Origin of the sequence: Paraburkholderia sp. GAS206C, from assembly GCF_050435645.1 — a bacterium.
Classification (GTDB): domain Bacteria; phylum Pseudomonadota; class Gammaproteobacteria; order Burkholderiales; family Burkholderiaceae; genus Paraburkholderia; species Paraburkholderia phenazinium_B.
In genome coordinates this window covers 84,960-102,692 of the sequence record NZ_JBNDKR010000005.1, presented here as the reverse complement: position 1 = coordinate 102,692, position 17,733 = coordinate 84,960, and the positions used below count along the sequence as shown (strand labels likewise).

Annotated in this window: 16 protein-coding genes; 12 read left to right on the top strand and 4 right to left on the bottom strand. The window is 60.3% G+C overall.

Translation table 11 applies throughout. The annotated features are described in order from the left end of the window. Nucleotides 1–4 precede the first annotated feature (4 nt). Together P3T20_RS15200 and P3T20_RS15195 are read left to right on the top strand one after the other, a co-directional pair. On the top strand, nt 5–3,064 hold the full coding sequence (locus tag P3T20_RS15200) for a peptidase domain-containing ABC transporter (RefSeq protein ID WP_429287203.1): 3,060 nt from the start codon (nt 5–7) through the stop codon (nt 3,062–3,064). Beyond that, nucleotides 3,061–4,353 (top strand): sigma-54 interaction domain-containing protein, encoded by a 1,293-nt coding sequence (locus P3T20_RS15195; protein WP_074267206.1) that lies wholly within the window; start codon nt 3,061–3,063, stop codon nt 4,351–4,353. The genes P3T20_RS15200 and P3T20_RS15195 overlap by 4 nt, the downstream gene beginning before the upstream one ends. Nucleotides 4,354–4,378: 25 nt before the next feature. On the opposite strand, the gene P3T20_RS15190 is transcribed toward P3T20_RS15195, so the two are convergent. Together P3T20_RS15190 and P3T20_RS15185 are read right to left on the bottom strand one after the other, a co-directional pair. Continuing rightward, on the bottom strand, nt 4,379–5,149 hold the full coding sequence (locus P3T20_RS15190; protein ID WP_074267207.1) for a PP2C family protein-serine/threonine phosphatase: 771 nt from the start codon (nt 5,147–5,149) through the stop codon (nt 4,379–4,381). A gap of 5 nt (nt 5,150–5,154) precedes the next feature. Next, complete coding sequence (locus P3T20_RS15185) at nt 5,155–5,445, bottom strand: hypothetical protein (protein ID WP_074267208.1); 291 nt, start codon at nt 5,443–5,445, stop codon at nt 5,155–5,157. Nucleotides 5,446–5,914: 469 nt separating this feature from the next. Here P3T20_RS15185 and P3T20_RS15180 point away from each other — a divergent pair, with 469 nt between their 5' ends. Both P3T20_RS15180 and P3T20_RS15175 read left to right on the top strand, forming a co-directional pair. Next, on the top strand, nt 5,915–6,445 hold the full coding sequence (locus P3T20_RS15180) for a lecithin retinol acyltransferase family protein (protein WP_429287202.1): 531 nt from the start codon (nt 5,915–5,917) through the stop codon (nt 6,443–6,445). Nucleotides 6,446–6,517: 72 nt separating this feature from the next. Continuing rightward, nucleotides 6,518–6,766, top strand: a complete 249-nt coding sequence (locus P3T20_RS15175) for a hypothetical protein (RefSeq protein WP_429287201.1) — start codon at nt 6,518–6,520, stop codon at nt 6,764–6,766. A gap of 3 nt (nt 6,767–6,769) precedes the next feature. Here P3T20_RS15175 and P3T20_RS15170 read toward each other — a convergent pair whose 3' ends face one another. Next, nucleotides 6,770–8,095, bottom strand: a complete 1,326-nt coding sequence (locus tag P3T20_RS15170) for a peptidase (protein WP_429287200.1) — start codon at nt 8,093–8,095, stop codon at nt 6,770–6,772. 71 nt (nt 8,096–8,166) lie between these two features. After that, nucleotides 8,167–8,826 carry an O-methyltransferase gene (locus P3T20_RS15165; protein ID WP_429287199.1) on the bottom strand — a complete coding sequence of 220 codons (660 nt, stop codon included), beginning with the start codon at nt 8,824–8,826 and terminating at the stop codon, nt 8,167–8,169. A gap of 96 nt (nt 8,827–8,922) precedes the next feature. Between P3T20_RS15165 and P3T20_RS15160 the strand changes: the two genes are divergently transcribed. From P3T20_RS15160 to P3T20_RS15125, 8 genes are all read left to right on the top strand, one after another. Continuing rightward, the gene (locus P3T20_RS15160) at nt 8,923–9,570 is read left to right on the top strand and encodes a TetR/AcrR family transcriptional regulator (RefSeq protein WP_429287198.1); all 648 of its coding nucleotides are present in this window, start codon (nt 8,923–8,925) and stop codon (nt 9,568–9,570) included. A 339-nt stretch (nt 9,571–9,909) separates the two neighbouring features. Beyond that, nucleotides 9,910–10,884 carry an ABC transporter substrate-binding protein gene (locus P3T20_RS15155; RefSeq protein ID WP_429287197.1) on the top strand — a complete coding sequence of 325 codons (975 nt, stop codon included), beginning with the start codon at nt 9,910–9,912 and terminating at the stop codon, nt 10,882–10,884. A gap of 24 nt (nt 10,885–10,908) precedes the next feature. Further along, nucleotides 10,909–11,934 carry an amidohydrolase family protein gene (locus tag P3T20_RS15150; RefSeq protein WP_429287196.1) on the top strand — a complete coding sequence of 342 codons (1,026 nt, stop codon included), beginning with the start codon at nt 10,909–10,911 and terminating at the stop codon, nt 11,932–11,934. A 44-nt stretch (nt 11,935–11,978) separates the two neighbouring features. Then, a complete protein-coding gene (locus P3T20_RS15145) occupies nt 11,979–12,827 on the top strand; it encodes an amidohydrolase family protein (protein WP_429287195.1) in 849 nt (282 codons plus the stop codon). A 94-nt stretch (nt 12,828–12,921) separates the two neighbouring features. Next, nucleotides 12,922–14,202: an MFS transporter gene (locus P3T20_RS15140; protein WP_429287194.1), complete on the top strand. Its 1,281-nt coding sequence runs from the start codon at nt 12,922–12,924 to the stop codon at nt 14,200–14,202. Nucleotides 14,203–14,274: 72 nt separating this feature from the next. Continuing rightward, nucleotides 14,275–15,261, top strand: coding sequence for a protocatechuate 3,4-dioxygenase (locus P3T20_RS15135; RefSeq protein ID WP_429287193.1), 987 nt, complete (start codon nt 14,275–14,277; stop codon nt 15,259–15,261). Between the two features lie 63 nt (nt 15,262–15,324). Continuing rightward, nucleotides 15,325–16,182: an HpcH/HpaI aldolase family protein gene (locus P3T20_RS15130; RefSeq protein WP_074267218.1), complete on the top strand. Its 858-nt coding sequence runs from the start codon at nt 15,325–15,327 to the stop codon at nt 16,180–16,182. Nucleotides 16,183–16,185: 3 nt separating this feature from the next. Beyond that, nucleotides 16,186–17,730, top strand: coding sequence for an acetolactate synthase large subunit (locus P3T20_RS15125; RefSeq protein WP_074267219.1), 1,545 nt, complete (start codon nt 16,186–16,188; stop codon nt 17,728–17,730). The last annotated feature ends 3 nt before the right edge of the window (nt 17,731–17,733 follow it).

The following is a 17,733-nucleotide window of genomic DNA, read 5'->3' as shown; positions in this document are numbered from 1 at the left end:
GCATATGGATGCACCACAGACAGCTTCGCCCGCGGTCGACTTCCTCTCGACGGTCGAGATTCTCTCGCCATTTTCGCGGGACGAACTCGAACGGCTGGCCGCGCACGCCGAGTCCCGGCATTTCGCGTTCGGCGAAACCGTATGCAATGCCGGCGAACCCGCGGACGGACTGTTTGTGATCAAGTCCGGCTCGGTGCGCATCTTTACCGAGGAACGGGGTAAAGAAATCAGCATGGGAGTACGCAAGACCGGTGAGATTTTTGCGGACATCGCGATGCTGCGCGACTATCTGCACGAGTCGTCGGTGCGTGCATCGGCGAAGACTGAACTGCTGTTTATTCCGCGTATTGCCATCGAGCCTGTGATCGCCGCCAACCCGGACGCGTTGGCGTTCGTGACGAGCTACGTCGCAATCAGCTCAGCCGGCGGATTCGTCACGCAACTGTTCGACTTACGCAGCAAACTGAACAAGGCCGAACTCGAAGAATGCGTGCGTAGCGTCGGTGCGAAACGGATGGGCGCGGACAAGGATATCCTCAAGCAGGGCGCGCGGGAAGACCGCCGGCTCTATGTGGTCCGTCAGGGCGAGGTGCGCCTTGTGCGGCACGAAGAGGGCCGCGATTACGTGCTGGCGACGCTTCGGCAAGGCGAGATCTTCGGTGAGAAGGCCTGTTTGCTGCGCCAGGAGCAGATGGTCTCGGTTATTGCCAACACCGAGACCCGGCTTCTCGTCATCCCCGAGAAAACGGTGCACTTCATTCTGGAGCGCAACCCGAAGCTGCGCGAAGCGCTCGAAGAACGGATCCGCTTTGCGGAACGGGAGCTGGAAAGACAAAAGCGCGTCGAGCAACGACGCAAGCACCCCGTGGTGCTCGACCTTCATACGAAACCGGAGTCCGGCGAAAAGGTGATCCGGCGTTTTCCGCTGGTCGAGCAGGCCGAGGAGATGGATTGCGGCGCGGCCTGTCTCGCGATGATCTGCAGGCACTACGGCATTTCGATGACGCTCGGCAAGCTGCGCGATCTGGCCAATGTGACGACCATGGGCGCGACACTGGACAGTCTGGCACGGGCTGGCGAATCGCTAGGATTTACCACACGGGGCGTTCAGTGCATCTATGAGTCGCTACGTAGCTTCGAGCTGCCCTTCATCGTGCATTGGGAGGGGTATCACTACATTGTCGTGTACGGAACCTCGAAGGAATGGGTGTGGATAGCCGACCCGGCGCTCGGCTTCAGGAAGCTGAGTGTGGAGGACTTCGAGCGCGGCTGGAGCGGCACCTGTCTGCTGTTTACGCCCGGACCCAACCTGGTGCAGATGGCGGCGTCACGTTCGCCATGGATCCGCTTTGTTGGGTACCTGACTCCGTACCGGAAAATTCTCGCGCATCTCTTTCTGGCGACCTTCGTGATTCAGGTGCTCGGCGTAATTCCGCCTCTCATCATCCAGAACATTCTCGACGGTGTCGTCGTACACCAGAACGTCAGCCTGCTTGAACTGCTGATCGTAGGGCTGATCGTCTCCAGTGTGTTTTCACAACTCATGGCGACGGTGCGCGCCTATCTGGCGAATTTCATGGTGCGCAACATGGACTTCGCGATGATGTCGCAGTTCTTCAAGCATACGATGTCGCTGCCGTTTTCCTTCTTCGCCAGCCGCAAGACCGGCGACATCTTCGCGCGCTTTCAGGAGAACCAGACCATTCGCGCGTTCCTGACCGAATCGACGGTGACGACCGCGCTGAATCTGCTGATGGTGTTCATCTACTTTACGATCATGTTTGTCTACAACGTGAAGATGACGCTGGTTCTGATTGGCTTCGTCATTCCCATCGTTGCGCTGACCGCGCTCGCCACGCCGAAGATCAAACGTTACGCGCGCGAAGTATTCGCCGCATCGACGGATTCCAAAGCATTCCTGATGGAAGCGCTCGCCGGCGTCGAGACGATCAAGGGCATGGGTATGGAGCGTCCGGTTCGTCTCAGGTGGGAAAAGAAATACGCGAAGGCACTCGAAGTGCAGTACCGGTCGCAGGCGTTCAACATTCTGGTGGGCCTGGGCAGCCAGTTGCTGAACGCGGCGACGACCATCGCGATCCTGTGGGTAGGTGCGAATCTCGTGCTCGCTCGTGAGCTGACCATCGGTCAGTTGATCGCCTTCAATGCGTTCATGGGCAGTGTGCTAGGCCCATTGATGGGCCTGGTCAGCCTGTGGAGCATGCTCAACGACGCGGGCGTCGCCATGGAACGGCTAGGCGATGTGCTCGATATCGAACCCGAACAGAAGCCGGAAGATCTGGCCGCGCGTGTGATCCTGCCTGATCTCCAGGGTGAAATCAGCCTGAGCGGTGTGTATTTCCGCTACGGTGGCGGCGAAAACGAATACGTGCTCGAGAACATCAGCTTCGATATCAAGCCGGGCGAGCTCGTGGCGATCGTCGGCCGCAGCGGCTCGGGCAAGACGACGCTCGCCAAGCTGCTGGTCGGTTTTTATGGCCCCAACGAGGGCAAGATGACGGTCGACGGCTACGACCTCAACGTGATCGACAAGGCGTGTTATCGCGGGCAGATCGGCTATGTGATGCAAACCAATCTGCTTTTCTCCGGGACGATCGCAGACAACATCGCGAGCGGCGACGATGCGCCGGACCGGCGCCGCATCGAGGAGGTCGCAAAGATGGCGGACGCGCACGCATTCATCAGCAAGATGCCGCTCGGCTACGAACAGGTAGTGGGCGAGCGCGGTGTCGGACTGTCGGGCGGCCAGATCCAGCGCTTGTGCATTGCGCGGGCGCTTTACCACGACCCGAAACTGCTGGTGTTCGACGAAGCCACCTCGGCGCTCGATACGCAGTCCGAAAGCAATATTCTCGGCAATATGCACGACATTCTGAAAGGGCGTACTGCGGTCATCATCGCGCACCGCCTGAGTACGATCATGCGCGCCGACAAGATTCTCGTGCTGTACGAAGGCGCTATCGCCGAGCAGGGGCGTCACGAGGAACTGGTTCAGCGCAAGGGGATGTACTACCAGCTCGTACAGAAACAGTTGAGTGCCGGATGAAGATACTTGACCAGACCGAGGACCCGAGTCCCGCCATCTCTTACGCCGGCTTGATCGAGAAGATCGAAATCCTGCGTTCGATGTTGCGCTGGGCATCCAGGCTCGAGCGCGCCGACATCGAAAAAGTGCTCCGGCAGGCGAGCGTACTGCGTGACGAGGTGATGCAACTGTCGCACAAGGAGCGCTTCGTGCAGGCGGTGGCGGAGCCCGTGCGCGTTGAACTGTCGCGCGGCGCACGACGCGAGGCGTTGCTGGCACGCAGCTTCATTTTCGAGGGGACATTCGGCGACAATCCACAACTGCTCGAAGCGCTCGAAATCGCGGAGAAGGCGGCACCCACTGAGTTACCCGTGTTGATCGACGGCGAGAGCGGTACCGGCAAGGAACTGATGGCGAAGGTGATTCACGCAAACGGCAGCCGTGCGGACAAGCCGTTTATCTCGGTCAATTGCGGTGCGATTCCCGAGAACCTGCTGGAGTCCGAACTGTTTGGTCATCGGAAAGGGGCGTTTACAGGTGCGTCGAGCGACCGGAAGGGCAAGTTCGAAAGCGCGCACACGGGGACGATCTTTCTCGACGAGATTGGCGAGTTGCCGTTGGCGGGCCAGGTCAAGCTGTTACGCGTGCTGGAAGCGCACGAAATCCAACGCGTGGGTTCGGACGAGACGATTGCGGTCGACACGCGCATTGTCGCGGCGACCAACCGCAACCTGCGGCGCCTGAGCGAAGAAGGCAAGTTTCGCGAGGACCTGTTTTACCGGCTCAGCGTGATACACATCACCTTGCCACCCCTGCGCGAACGGCGCGACGAGATCCCGCTGCTGCTTGCGTACTTCAGCGACGAAGCGGCCGGCATTCTGAAGCGCCGTCCAGTTCGAATGACACCACGGTTGCGAGATTTCCTGCTGACGTATCCCTATCCCGGCAATATTCGGGAGCTGCGCAACGTCATCTACCGGATCTCGTGCCTCGCAGGCGATACGGCGGATGTCGAGCATCTGCCAGTGGATGTACGACCCAGTTCAGCGTCGCCGTCCGCGTCCGCCGTAAGCGTGGTGCCGAATCTGATGTCGCTCGGTGATGCCAAACGTGCAGCCAGCGACGAGGCGGAGAAAGTGTTCCTCGAACGCGGTCTCCAGGAAGTGGGCGGCACCGTTGCTGAACTGGCGCGGCGCGTCGACATGAACCGCTCTCATCTGCAAATGCTGCTCAAGAAGCACGGACTGCATTCAAAAGACTTCCGTCATCGCAACGGCCAGACGCATGACAAGGAGCCGGGCAGCAGTTGAGCAGCAACGGCCTCAAGGTTGCACGCTAGGGTGTGGGATTCAGGAGGGTTTTGTCGGCGGCGGAGGGGTCTTCGGCACGGACCACGACAGCGGTGATGTTGTCGCGGCCGCCGCGCGTAAGGGCAGCTGCAATCAAGGCCTCGCAGGCAGCGTCGCAATCGGCCGCGATCAACGCGGCCTGCATCTGCTGCGCACTCAATTCGTTACTTAACCCATCGCTGCACAGCAGGAACATGTCACCGTCGGCTACGGCCAGCGTGTTGGTGTCGAATTCGAGCTGATCGGTGGCGCCCACCGCGCGGGTGATCACGTGCTGGGCCGGATGATTGACCGCTTCTTCCTCAGTGAGAAGTCCAAGCGCCTTGAGCTCCTCAATCTGGCTATGATCCCGGGTCAGTTGCCGCAAATGTCCATCGCGGTACAGATACAGCCGGCTGTCGCCCGCCCACAGATAGCCGCAGTAGCTATCGCATGCGAACAGCGCAACGACTGTACTGCCGATCACGGATACCTGCCGTCTTGCGGCTTCCTGCCTCAGCCGTTGATTGACCGTCAGCAGGCGCTTGCGCGCGTCCGCGAGGTAGCGGGCAATCGTATCGGGCGCAGACAGACGGCTTAGCGCGTCGACGATCAAGCCGCTCGCGAGGTCGCCGACGGCATGGCCTCCCATGCCATCGGCGACTGCCCAGCAGGCGCGCTCCGGCTGCTGCAGGCAGGCGTCCTCATTGTGTTCGCGGACCCGGCCCACATCCGAGCGGGCCGCCGATACCCATCTGAATTGACTGGTACACGTCACGATATTTACGCCGCATGGTTCGTGCTGCGTTCGTCGGGAGAAGCATTGATGTTCGCACCCGTTCCGGTGTTGTTGACATTGATCGACTGGAACTGGTTGATCATCTGTCCAGCATAGAAGTTGTTGGTGGTCTGGTACAGGTTGGCGACAACCGGGCCGGCGCTCGGCGTACTTGGCGTGAACGGCTGTATCCAGCCGTATAGCCACGGGGCGCCGTCTCCGCCGCGGATCATCGCCATTGCCTTGTGGTCAAGCGCGAAGCTGTCTGGAAGGTCGTGGATCGTAATGGAAGCCATGTCGATTCTCCGGAGTGGTCGCCGACTCGCGACCGCGGTTCATGGGGCAGATGGCCGATACGGTGCAAGTAACGTGCTAGCTTTGCGGCGCTTTGTGCGCATGCCGGTAAGCCTTTGATTGCGTGGGAATTGTTCGTTAGTCCTCGCGTGGCGCGGAGCACGCGGCACAGCGAAATGTGGGGGCCTCGCCAACACCGGTGGATGCAGCTGTGTCCGCGACCCAACAAATCGGGCGGACGCTGTGGAATGCTTCGGGCTCCTGATATGGCGGGCGGCCTCCAACAGTTCGGCACGACGAGTGTTGGCCAGACGCTGACATAGTAACCCGGTCACTTTCGAGAATTCTCCGATTCCGTAGGAAAATCAATGGCTTGAATGCTCTGGTCCGGTTGATGCAAGAGAGCTCGCAACAGTGTTGGATATGTGTGCAAGCGTCGCTTGCGGGAACCCGGAAACACAGAGGCGAGCCATGAACAGCAAACAACAAGACGTCCGTAGCGAACGGCAACGCGTAATGCGTAGCGCGGCTGGCGCCTCGTCGGACCTTCCGTTCGTTGACGAATGCGACATACCGCTTGGCGCGCATCTCGTGACGAGCCGTGGTGGCTACGAACACCACGGCATCTACGCAGGCGCAGGCAAGGTCGTTCACTACGCGGGGTTTGCCGCCGGCCACTGCCGCGGGCCCGTCGTCGAAGTCACGCTGGACCGTTTTGCCGCCGGTAGCGCGATTGCAATCCGCCTTCATCCCTGTGCGCAATACATGGGCGCGGAGGCCGTTCTGCGGGCCCGTTCGCGCCTGGGCGAAAACCGCTATCGCCTGTTGACGAACAATTGCGAGCACTTTTGTGCGTGGTGCCTGTCCGGCGAGAGTCGCAGCCAGCAGGTCGAGACTTGCCTCACGCATCCGCGTGCGGGGCTGCATGTATTGGCGAGCCTTTTCAAGGCCCTCGTCGCAGCCGAATTGAAGGGTGCCTATTCGGGCGCCCGTGTCGCCTGATGGCCGTTCCGTTCACAGAACTTAGGTTGCGAACGACGGGCTGTAGGGCCTCAAGCTTCGAAGGAGAATGACATGTATGCCGCCGAAAAGTCTTTGCGTTGGATCGTCGATAAGTGGCTCGCGCCCACCCCCGCGATGCCGGCACGCGTCACGCGTCTTTGTCGTGCGGGTTCGCGTCGTGGGTGTGTGGTGTACGTCGAGACATCGCGTCCCGGAGGTGTACTCTCGATCGTCTTCTTTCGTCATGACGACGGTTCGTGGAATGTGTTTCCTCCAGTGGCCGAGCGTCCGGCGATGAACGGCTACAGGCGGGCTGCGTGAGCTTCAGCGCTGCTGTCGAAAAATCCATTCACGAATCGGCTCAATCGTGTATGCGATACGCCAGGTGTTTCGATGTCCGCTGGCCCCTGCCGACGACTCGCCTGGCGGAATGACGGTGCCTTTGCGGAACGTCACATAATTGATTGAGCTACCTTCAGCGTCGATCTTTTCAAACGCGGCCTGAAATTCCTGAGCCGTCCACGTTCCATCCCACACCGCGCGGCTAGTCCTGGCGCCGTCCTTCTTCAGTTCCTCAGTGATGGCGTTTTGTCCCGGGTACGCTTTGTCGTCATCCTGCGAGACCAGAATCCACAGCTTCTGTCGGGCCATCGGCTTTACGCGCGCGGGATCCCATTGGCCGGCAACGAGGAACGAGGCCGCAAAGAATTCGGGGTACTTGATATCCATTGCGATGGACATCATGCAACCACCCGACTGGCCGGTGGTGTAGAGCCGCTTGCGATCGATGCTGTACTGACTTGCCAACGACTTGATGAGATCGATGGTGGTGTCGAGCATGCTGGACGTACGCGAATCGTCGTCGGCGATGATTTCGGCAAACTGCGGTGCCAGCACGAAACAAGGACGCGTGGCCTGATCCTCGGGGCTTGCCCACGAGATGGCACCCAGTCCCTGGAACAGTGTGGTACGCGTGACGTCGCTAGTTGCGCCTGCATCGTGCATGAAGAGCACCAGCGGATAGGACTTGCTCGCGTCATAGTCCTTCGGCACAAACAGGTTGTACCGGAGCATCTTGCCGGTCTTCGGATCGTGGAATTCCCTTTGATGGAAATCGTCGACGATCAGGTTCTTGACCTTTGTCGTTGCCAGCGTGCGCCCGCCTGGCATCATGATCGATGCCTCGGCGCGCTTGTAAACGGTGTCGTAGTGCGGGATATCGCCGGCCTTTCCTGGACCGCCACCACCGGGACCGCCACCGCTGCCGCCAATCGGTGGTGGCATAACGCCTTGGCCTTGAACCTTCTCGGCGAGGGTGGCATTTGTGTCGTCGGGCGAAAGAGTCACGATAACGAAACGGCCGGTCTCTGCACGGTCTGCCGGATCGGCGCTCGTGCTGGTGAACACGCCTGTAACGGTTCGGCCTTCGACGCGGAAGTCCGCAGCGGACAGGTCCGCACCCTTGACCGGTGTGTCATATTCCACCGCAACTGCGCTTAGACGAATACCGTCGCCGAAAACCTGCGTGATCGCCGTGGCGCGCTTCGCATGCGGCGCGCTGTTGCTTGCAACAGCCGGTACGCTGACTGCGAGAATCACTCCCACACCTGCAGTCATGATCAGAAAGTCTCTACGCGTTTGCAACTTCATGCTCCTTCAACACCCTATGCGCTGCATATACCCCAGCCTGCCGACGATCGCGCTCACAACGGTACGATCGCTCACTCGACCTTCAACGCGAGTTCCGTGCCGCGCTTGATCGGCAGCGTGATGGAGATGAAACCGTTCTTCGGGTCGCGGATATAGTCGAGGAAATCCGGCTCGGCGTTATCGTTCAGGATATAACCGCCGACCCGCAACTGCGGTGCGACGAGTTCGACGACCTGACGGGCGAGCGATGGTCCTTCGGCAACAGGCCAGCCATCGATCAGCGCGAAATCGATCGGTCCGCCGAGGTCGCGCAGCGTTTCGCGTGCGTCGCCGGCGCGGATATCGGCGTATTCGGCCAGCCCCGCATCGTCGAGATTGCGACGCGCGACTTCCACCTTCGCCGGAACAAACTCCGAACCGATGACGAGGCCGCCACCGTTATCGCGCACGGCTGCCGCAAAATAGATAGCGGACATGCCGATTGACGTGGCGAAGTCCACCACCCGCTTTGCGCCGAGGCCTCTGCACAGCAGGTAGATCAGATCGCCCTGGTCGGGGTGGATGGAAAACCCATAATCCGCGAACGCTTCGGGGTCCTTGCCGACCGGACCGTCGAAGGCCTCGCGTGGCGGGAAACGGCGCGAAGCGTTCATACGCGCAATGACTTCAAGGACGCGAGGATCCCGGATGGGACTCGGTCCGGTTGCTTGAGGAACGGTGACCTGTGCCATGCTTACTCTCCTTGCTAGTTCGAACGACATTTCGGTACTATCAGAGTACCATATATAAACGACACGGTTGTTTCAATGGAAAGGCAGGAGAAGGAAGTGGAAATCACCAAAGAGAAACCGTCTGCGAGACGCGGGCGGCCGAAGGTGATCGGGGAGACGCAGCGGCGCCAGTCCATCGTGACGGCAGCGCATGAGGCCTTCGTCGAACTGGGGTTCGCACGAACGACGACGGCCGTCGTTGCGACGAAGGCCAAAGTGTCAAAGCGCTCCATCTACGAGGTCTTCCGTGACAAGACCGAACTGTTTGCGGCCGTTGTCGGCGCGAACCAGCATCTGATCCTCGATCTGCCGAGGCCTCAGGATGAGACCTTGCCGATCCTCGAAACGCTGATCCAAATTTTCCGTCTGGACATCGACGACGAAGCCGAACGTGCGCGGGAGGCGATTCTTAACCTGATCGTCCGGGAGTCCGTGCAGTTTCCGGAACTGTCTGACTACCTGTACGAACACAAGATCATTCGTTCGCGCGAAAAGTTGATCGAATGGCTGCAACGGGAGGCCGAGCGCGGACGGATGACGATCGCGGATCCGCTGCTGTGTGCAGGCATGCTGATGGACATCGTCTTCGGTGCGCTTCTGCCTCGCAGACGGTTGTTGCAGGCGGTGGACAGGGCGCGCAGAACGCAGGACATCAAGAAGCGGCTTGAGATATTCCTGCGCGGTATTGGATTCGATGCGCCGTAGGCTTACGGTAATCACAGTGTTCCATCAACCGCCGACCGTCTTGCGAAATAGCCCGCAAGCGGCACCCTCTCCGCTGACCTTCGCCGTACCCGGGTGGGGCGCACAAGCCCACGGCGCGCGCGTCCTGCCTTCCTCGGCCCATCAACAAAAGTGCCATTGAATCTGATTTTTGTGTAGGGACGCGGGGCTCATCCTCCCATATTCTCACCCCATCGAGACGATCCGTCCGGCGCTGGAGCCTTCATTCAGCTGTCTGCGACGATCAATCCGCAAATGTCTTTGCATGGGACCGGACCAAGCGCTGAAGCGCCAACTCCGGCCGACACATTGGAGAGGAAGTTGACCAGAAAAGTCCCGCTCAAGATCGCTATCGCTGAGCACCCGCACACGTCGGCCATCCGTAACGGATCCATTCCCATTGAGGGCGTGGACGCCGAGTTCATCACCGTTCAGCCGCAAATTGGCGCTTTCCGCCGCATGGTGCGCGACGTCGAATTCGACGTCTGCGAACTGGCGCCGACTACTTACATCATTGCTCGTGCCTATGGCGCGCCATTTGTCGGCTTGCCGATCTTTGTGGTGCGGCGCTTTCACCATGGCGGGCTGCTGGTACGACCCGATGCAGGGATCAACACCCCCAGGGACCTGGAAGGAAAGAAGGTCGGCGTACGCGCCTACTCGGTCACGACCGGCGTGTGGACGCGTCAGGTGCTGATCGATGAATTCGGCCTCGATTCATCCAAGGTGACCTGGGTGGTCGACGACGAAGAGCATGTCACGCAGCTCAAGTTGCCGTCGAATGTGATCCATGCTCCTGCGGGCAGCTCGCTGGCGGAAATGATGGCTTCGGGTGAATTGTCGGCGGGTTTTGCCGCCGCCGCGGGTATCGGCCGCACCGGTGCTCCCACGGGTGGATGGAAGGAAGTCGAGGCTGACTACCCGGATCTGCTGCCCAATGCGACCGAGCTCGAGACCGAGTACTACGCTCGCACGGGGGTTTATCCGATGCACGGCACGATCGTCGTCAAGGACTCGGTGCTTGCCGAGAATCCGTGGATCGCCAGGTCGATTTACGACGCTTTCGCTCAGGCGAAAAAGGAATGGCTGGCGCGACTCGACTCGGGCGAGGCCACGAGCGCCGGCGACAAGAAGTATCTCCAGTTGCGCAAGATCGTCGGACACGATCCGCTGCCGTACGGTCTGCAAGAGAACCTCAAGACGATCGAAACGCTGGAGGCCACCGCGTTCAAGCAAGGTCTCACGCCACGCCGCATGTCCATCCACGAACTGTTTGTGGACCCGCTGGCTCGTTGACCTCAAGACCCGAACGGAAAAAACATGATCATCGATTGCCACGGTCACTTCACGACCGTACCCGCATCATTTCGCGCCTGGCGCGCCAGGCAGGTCGAGTTTGCCAACAACCCGGCCAACGCCCCGTCGCGTGACGGCGCTTTTGTCAGCGACGACGAGATTCGCGAAGCGATCGGCAATGGCCAGCTCAAGCTGCAACGCGAACGCGGCAGCGACCTGACGCTGTTTTCGCCGATCGCCGGTTTGATGAGCCACCATCTCGGCAACGAGCGCACCAGTCTGGAGTGGGCCGAGGTATCGAACGACCTCGTGTATCGCGTGACCGAACTCTACCCGGACAACTTCGCGCCGGTATGCCAGTTGCCGCAATCGCCAGGTGCTGCGCCCGCGAATTCGATTCCCGAGTTGCGCCGTTGCGTCGAGCAACTGGGCTTCGTAGGCTGCAATCTGAATCCCGATCCGACCGGCGGCTACTGGACCGGCAAGCCGATGACCGATCGCGAGTGGTACTCACTTTACGAAGCGCTCGTCGATCTGGATGTGCCCGCGATGATCCACGTGGCCGCTTCGTGCAATCCGTGCTTCCATGGCACGGGCGCGCATTACCTGAATGCGGATACGTCGGTGTTTATGCAGATCCTGCAATCCGATCTGTTCAAGGACTTCCCGACGTTGCGTCTGGTGATTCCGCACGGCGGCGGCGCCGTGCCGTATCACTGGGGCCGTTATCGCGGCATGTCGCTCGAGATGCGCGACCGTCCACTCGAAGGACTGCTCAACAACATCTTCTTCGACTCATGCGTGTATCACAAGCCCGGTGTCGAGTTGCTGACCAAGGTGATTCCCGCCGACAACGTGCTGTTCGGTTCGGAAATGATTGGCGCAGTGCGTGGCAAGGATCCGGCAACCGATCAGTACTTCGACGACACCAAGCGCTACATCGACGCTTGCACGGCGCTGTCAGACGAGGACCGCTACAAGATCTTCGAAGGCAATGCGCGTCGCGTTTATCCGCGTCTCGATGCACGCCTTAAAGCGCGCGGCAAGTGACACCGGCGCGAGCCGTATGCAATGAGTAGAGTACAGAGGCAATCATGACTTCCATTGTTGATATTCACCCACACATCATTTCCGACGACGAAACCCGCTATCCGCCTGCGCCGCTGTTCGGCAAGCGCTCGGACTGGTCGCAGGAACGTCCCACGACCGTTGAAACCTTGATCGCGGCCATGGACGAAGCCGGCGTCGCCAAGGCTGCTGTGGTGCATTCTTCTACCACTTACGGTTTCGATAACAGCTACGTTGTAGACGGTTGCGCGAAGTATGCGGACCGCCTGGTGGCCATCGGCTCCGTTGACGTCTTGCAACCGGACGCACCGGGGCGCATCCGGGAATGGGTCGGGCGCGGTCTCGCGGGTCTGCGTCTCTTTACCGGCGGCAGCACCAAGGAGTTCGACCCGAGCGAGCTCGACGATCCGCGCTCATTTCCCGCATGGGAGTTGTGCGGTGACCTGGGCCTGCCGATGTGCATCCAGACCGGCCCGATCGGCCTGCCGCAAGTCACGGCGTTGGCGAAGCGCTTCCCGAACGTCGCGATCGTCCTCGACCACCTGGGACGACCGGAGGTTGCCGACGGCGCACCCTATGCGGCAGCGCAAAGCCTGTTCGACCTTGCGCCGCTTTCGAACATCTACCTGAAGCTCACGCCGCGCATCTTTGGCGACGTGAAGAAGGAGAAGGCCAGCGCCGAAACGTTCTTCCCGCGTGTGGTGGAAGCCTTCGGCGCAAAGCGGATGGCTTGGGGCTCGAATTATCCGACTTCGACGGGCACGCTGCCGGAAATCCTCGCGAAGGCCCAGGCGGGTCTGGCGTGCCTGAGCGACGAAGATCGTGCGTGGATATTCGGCAGCACTGCGCAGCAACTGTATCCGGCCCTGGCCTGAGGCTGCTTCGCATCTGTGCGGGCTACCCGTGATGTTCAAGGCCAGATCGGTTAGTGCGCACGCAGAACCAATCACACTAAAGAGAAACAAGCAGATGGAGACAAGCAAACCTGCACGACCCGGGACTGCGAACCGCTGGGCCATACTCGCGCTCCTTGCGATCGGTGTTCTGATTTCTTTTGTCGATCGCACCAGCATTTCTTCCACGCTGGCGGACGCAGGCTTCGTTCAACATTTTGCGCTGACCGATGTCGATCGCGGCTGGATCAACTCGGCCTTCTTCTGGTCGTATGGTGTGTTTCAGGTGCCGATGGGCTGGGTCGCCGACCGCTACGGCGTGAAATGGCCGTACGCGGTCAGCTTCGCGCTGTGGTGCCTCGCCACCGCGTTGATGGGTGCGGTGACGGCGCTCGCGAGTCTGGTGGTCATGCGTCTGATCATTGGCATGGCCGAGGCCATAGTGATTCCTGCGAGCTACCGCTGGATTCGCAACAACTTCGGTGAGAGCCAGAACGGTCTTGCGGTAGGCATTCTGGCGATGGGAAACAAGTTCGGTCCCGCACTCGGTGCGCCGGTCGGCGCGTGGTTCCTCGTCAACTATTCCTGGCAGGTCATGTTTATAGCGACCGGTCTGGTTGGCCTGCTATGGCTGGCTCCGTGGTTGTTGATGGTCCGCAACGACCTGCCATCGAAAGCAGAACTGACCGTGGCGAATCGCAGTGCGCGCACGGTTGGCCTTGGCAGCATTCTGGCCAGCCCGGTTGTGTGGGGCGGCATGATCACCAACTTTTGCTACGGCTACTTCACGTTTTATTGCATGACGTGGATGCCTGCTTATCTGGTCGAGCAACGCAGCCTGTCGATTTCGCGCTCCGGACTCTTCACATTCTTTAGCTTCGCCGGGATTGCGATTGTCGCGGCAGTCGCGGGGTGGGCAGCGGACCGGATCATCGCCCGTGGCGGCAACCCGATTCGGGTGCGCAAGGCGTTCACCATTGCGGGCTTCGGCGGCGGATGCACGGTGCTGCTTGGCGCCTATGCGCACACGCTGAATATGGCGCTTTTCTGGAATGTGCTCTCGCTATCGCTGCTTGGACTCGCCACTGCGAACAACCTTGTCTTGTCGCGCCTGACCTTGATTCCCAGGCAGGCAATCGGCCTGGTGACTGGCGTGCAACAGGTCGCTACCAGTCTCGCGGGCGGTGTAGCGGCAAGCTTGTCGGGCTGGCTTCTCCATGTCAGCGGAAGTTATGACCTGCCGATGCTGGTGATCCTGGTCTTCCTGCTGATCGGCGCGTTGGCCACGGCGACTCTGTTTCGTCCCGAGTGGGCGCCCAAGGTAACCGAAGCGCACGGATCGCTGCGGCGAGCCTAGAAATCAAGGTGCGGCCGCAACAGCAGAAATAGCCGGCTTTGTTGAACACATTAATTTACTGAGAAATCCTAAATGGCGAAGATTGTATTCGGGATGGCGGTGCCGCATAGCGGCATGCTGGGTCAGGCACCGGAGGACTGGCTCAAGAACGGGGAACGCGACCGCAACAATCCGGAATTGTGGTTTCGCAATCAGACCTGGACTTATCCTGAGCTGGAAGCGCACCGCGGAGCAGCGTTCGAGAAATTCCTGACGCTTGAGGAACGTACTGCGCGCGCCGCACGCTGCCGTAGCGCGCTTGACGAGATGGCTGCTGCTTATCGCGACGCCAATATCGATGTCGCGATCATCCTGGGCAAGGACCAGAAGGAGATCTTCACGGACTTCTCCCCTTCGATCGCCATCTACAGTGGCGAAGAAGTGCACAACGGTCCGCCGCAGCGCGCCGTCTACGCTCCGGATCATCACGTCACGCACAAGTGTCATCCGAAGCTGGCCGCCTATCTGATTGAACACTTCCAGGGCGAAGGTTTCGATCTGACCGATCTCTTTGCATGGCCGGACAACGTGTGGATGAAGCCGTTGCCCGAATATCCGGTGGTGCCGCATGCGTACAGCTTCGTGTATCACCAGATCATGGGAGATAACCCGCCGCCGCACGTGCCGATCATCATGAATTGCTTCTATCCGCCAACGCAGCCGTCCATGTCGCGCTGCATCGAATTTGGCCGGGTACTGCGCGATGCAATTACGGCGTGGCCTGAGGATGTACGGGTCGGCATTTTTGCTTCGGGTGGGCTGTCGCACTTCGTCAATGACGAGGAATTCGATCACAACATCATGAAGATGCTGGCCGGTTACGACTACGACGGCCTCGCTGCGGTAGATAACCGCTCGTACCAGTCGGGCACTTCGGAAATCAAACTCTACGTCAGCGTGATGAAAGCGGTGCAGGAAACGGGCGCAGAGATGACGCTGGTGGACTACGTGCCCTGCTGGCGCACACCAGCCGGTACGGGTGAGGGTATGGGATTCATGTACTGGAAAGCGGCTGACTGATCTGGCTGGATGCAACCACTCAGTGCAGTCACTTAGGTACCCAATCAACGAGAGAGAAACACCATGAGCGATACCCGTCTGAACAGCATCATTCGCGCCTTCGAATCCGGCAAGCCCGCTTTCGCCGCGTTTTCAAAACTGGACAAGCAGAACGCCATCGAGATGAGCGACGCGCCGTACGACGGCCTCATCTTCGAGATGGAGCACAACCCCTACGACGTCTCGGCGCTGGGCGATGCGTTGCAATACATGCTGAGCCGCAAGCAAATTGCCGAGTCCGGCTCGGTTGCGCCGCGTGTCACCCCGATTGCGCGTATTCCGGCCAACGGTGCCGAGATGAACCAGTCGTTCGCCAAGCAGGTGCTCGATCGTGGCGTTTATGGCGTGGTATGGCCGCATGTGTCGACTGTGGAGCAGGCCTATAACGCCGTGGCATCGTGCCGATATGCGCGACCCAAGGATGCACCGCTGTATGAGCCAAAGGGTATCCGCGGCGACGGCCCGGCTAACGCGGCCCGCTACTGGGGTTTGAGCATGGCGGATTACTACAGGAAGGCCGACGTGTGGCCGCTGGCCCCGGAAGGCGAAATTCTGGTCGGTCTCATGTGTGAAAGCACCGAGGCGATTGAAAACCTCGACGACATTCTCGCGAACGTGCCGGGTATCGGTTTCATCCTGATTGGTGAGGGCGATCTTAGCCAGCAGCTGGGCCATCCGCGCGATTACGAGCATCCGGTCGTGGTCGACGCAATGCGCCAGATCGTCGAGACGTGCCACAAGCACAACGTCGTGGTTGGCAATCCGCACGTCAATGCGAAGAACCATAAGCGCCTGCTCGAAGAAGGCTATCGCTTCCTGATCTCGGCTCCGCTGAAGAGCTACGGCGTGGTCGGCATGGCGCGCGAGATGGCGGGGTACTAAACAATGAACGGAGCCGAAAGCCTGGTTCAGACGCTCACCGATCAGGGCGTCGACATCTGCTTCGCAAACCCGGGCACCTCGGAGATGCACTTTCTGAAGGCGCTTGAGAACCCGCGTATGCGCAGCGTCCTTTGTCTGTTTGAGGGCGTGTGCACCGGCGCTGCGGATGGCTATTACCGGATGAAAGAGACGCCGGCCTCTACGCTGCTGCATCTCGGACCGGGCCTCGCGAATGGTCTGGCCAATATCCACAATGCAAAACGAGCATCGTCGGGTATGGTCAACATCGTGGGCGAGCACTCGGCTTCGCACCTGAAGTACGATCCGCCGCTGACGTCCGATATCGAGGGCCTCGCGCGGCCGTTGAGTCACTGGGTGCGCCGTGTCGAGTCACCGCAAGCGGTGGCGTGGGACGTTGCGACGGCGGTGAGCAAGGCAAGCGGACATCCGGGGCAAATCGCGACGCTCATTCTGCCTGGCGATACCTCTTGGCAGGATGCGGGCGAACAGGTCAAGCCGCCGCGCGCGGTTGCCAAGGCGAAAATACCGGACGCCGCGCGTATCGAGCACATTGCGAAGGTGCTGCGTTCGGGCGAACCGACACTCATCGTCCTGGCTGGTGGGTCGACACGCGGACGCGCAATCGAGCTGGCGGGCAAAATCAAGGCGGCGACCGGCTGTCGCATCGCGACGCAATTCTTCAGTTCGCGAATCGAACGCGGAGCAGGGCGCGTTACGCTCGAACGCATTCCTTATGCGGTTGGACTGGCTGTTGAGTATTTGAAGGAATTCAAGCACATCGTCACGGTCGAGACGACCGAGCCGATAGCTTTCTTCAGCTATCCTGACAAACCGAGTTTGCTTAAATCGCCCGCCACCAGCGTTCACTCGCTGGTGGAAATTGGCGAGGACGGTGCTGCTGGTCTTGAGATGCTGGTTGAAGCGCTTGGCGCAACGAATACGGCAGCGGTTTTTCAGTCACGTTCCGACGCTCCACCGCCGACCGGCGCATTGACTCCGGCGACGATTGCCCAGGCGCTCGCCGCGGCGCTGCCGGAAAACTGCATCCTCATCGACGAATCGCTGACCACTGGCCGCGAGACGATGGGCCTGACTGTTGGCGCTGCGCCTCATGACCTGATCAATAACATGGGCGGCTCGATCGGCTATGGCACTCCGGTTGCCACCGGCGCTGCGCTCGCCTGCCCTGAGCGGCGCGCGTTCTGCATGGTCGGCGATGGCAGCGCGATGTACACCATCCAGTCGCTGTGGACCCAGGCGCGCGAAGGCCTGAACATCACAACGATCATCTTTGCCAACAACAGCTACGCCATCCTCAAGGCCGAGTACACCAACATGGGTGCCGGCGCACCCGGTGCGCGTGCATTGGCGATGATCGATATCGATCGTCCCCGCATCGACTGGCTGGCGATGGCAAAAAGCATGGGCGTTCCGGCTGTCGCAGTCGATACGGCCGAGGCCTTCTACAAGGCGATGGCTGACTCGGTGAACGAGGCTGGCCCCTGCCTCATCGAGGTCAGGCTGTAAATC

Coding starts and splice junctions, on each gene's coding strand:
- P3T20_RS15145 (WP_429287195.1), top strand. CDS start 11,979: ATGACTTCCATTGTTGATATTCACCCACACATCATTTCCGACGACGAA.
- P3T20_RS15200 (WP_429287203.1), top strand. CDS start 5: ATGGATGCACCACAGACAGCTTCGCCCGCGGTCGACTTCCTCTCGACG.
- P3T20_RS15140 (WP_429287194.1), top strand. CDS start 12,922: ATGGAGACAAGCAAACCTGCACGACCCGGGACTGCGAACCGCTGGGCC.
- P3T20_RS15180 (WP_429287202.1), top strand. CDS start 5,915: ATGAACAGCAAACAACAAGACGTCCGTAGCGAACGGCAACGCGTAATG.
- P3T20_RS15130 (WP_074267218.1), top strand. CDS start 15,325: ATGAGCGATACCCGTCTGAACAGCATCATTCGCGCCTTCGAATCCGGC.
- P3T20_RS15165 (WP_429287199.1), bottom strand. CDS start 8,826: ATGGCACAGGTCACCGTTCCTCAAGCAACCGGACCGAGTCCCATCCGG.
- P3T20_RS15125 (WP_074267219.1), top strand. CDS start 16,186: ATGAACGGAGCCGAAAGCCTGGTTCAGACGCTCACCGATCAGGGCGTC.
- P3T20_RS15175 (WP_429287201.1), top strand. CDS start 6,518: ATGTATGCCGCCGAAAAGTCTTTGCGTTGGATCGTCGATAAGTGGCTC.
- P3T20_RS15150 (WP_429287196.1), top strand. CDS start 10,909: ATGATCATCGATTGCCACGGTCACTTCACGACCGTACCCGCATCATTT.
- P3T20_RS15135 (WP_429287193.1), top strand. CDS start 14,275: ATGGCGAAGATTGTATTCGGGATGGCGGTGCCGCATAGCGGCATGCTG.
- P3T20_RS15195 (WP_074267206.1), top strand. CDS start 3,061: ATGAAGATACTTGACCAGACCGAGGACCCGAGTCCCGCCATCTCTTAC.
- P3T20_RS15170 (WP_429287200.1), bottom strand. CDS start 8,095: ATGAAGTTGCAAACGCGTAGAGACTTTCTGATCATGACTGCAGGTGTG.
- P3T20_RS15185 (WP_074267208.1), bottom strand. CDS start 5,445: ATGGCTTCCATTACGATCCACGACCTTCCAGACAGCTTCGCGCTTGAC.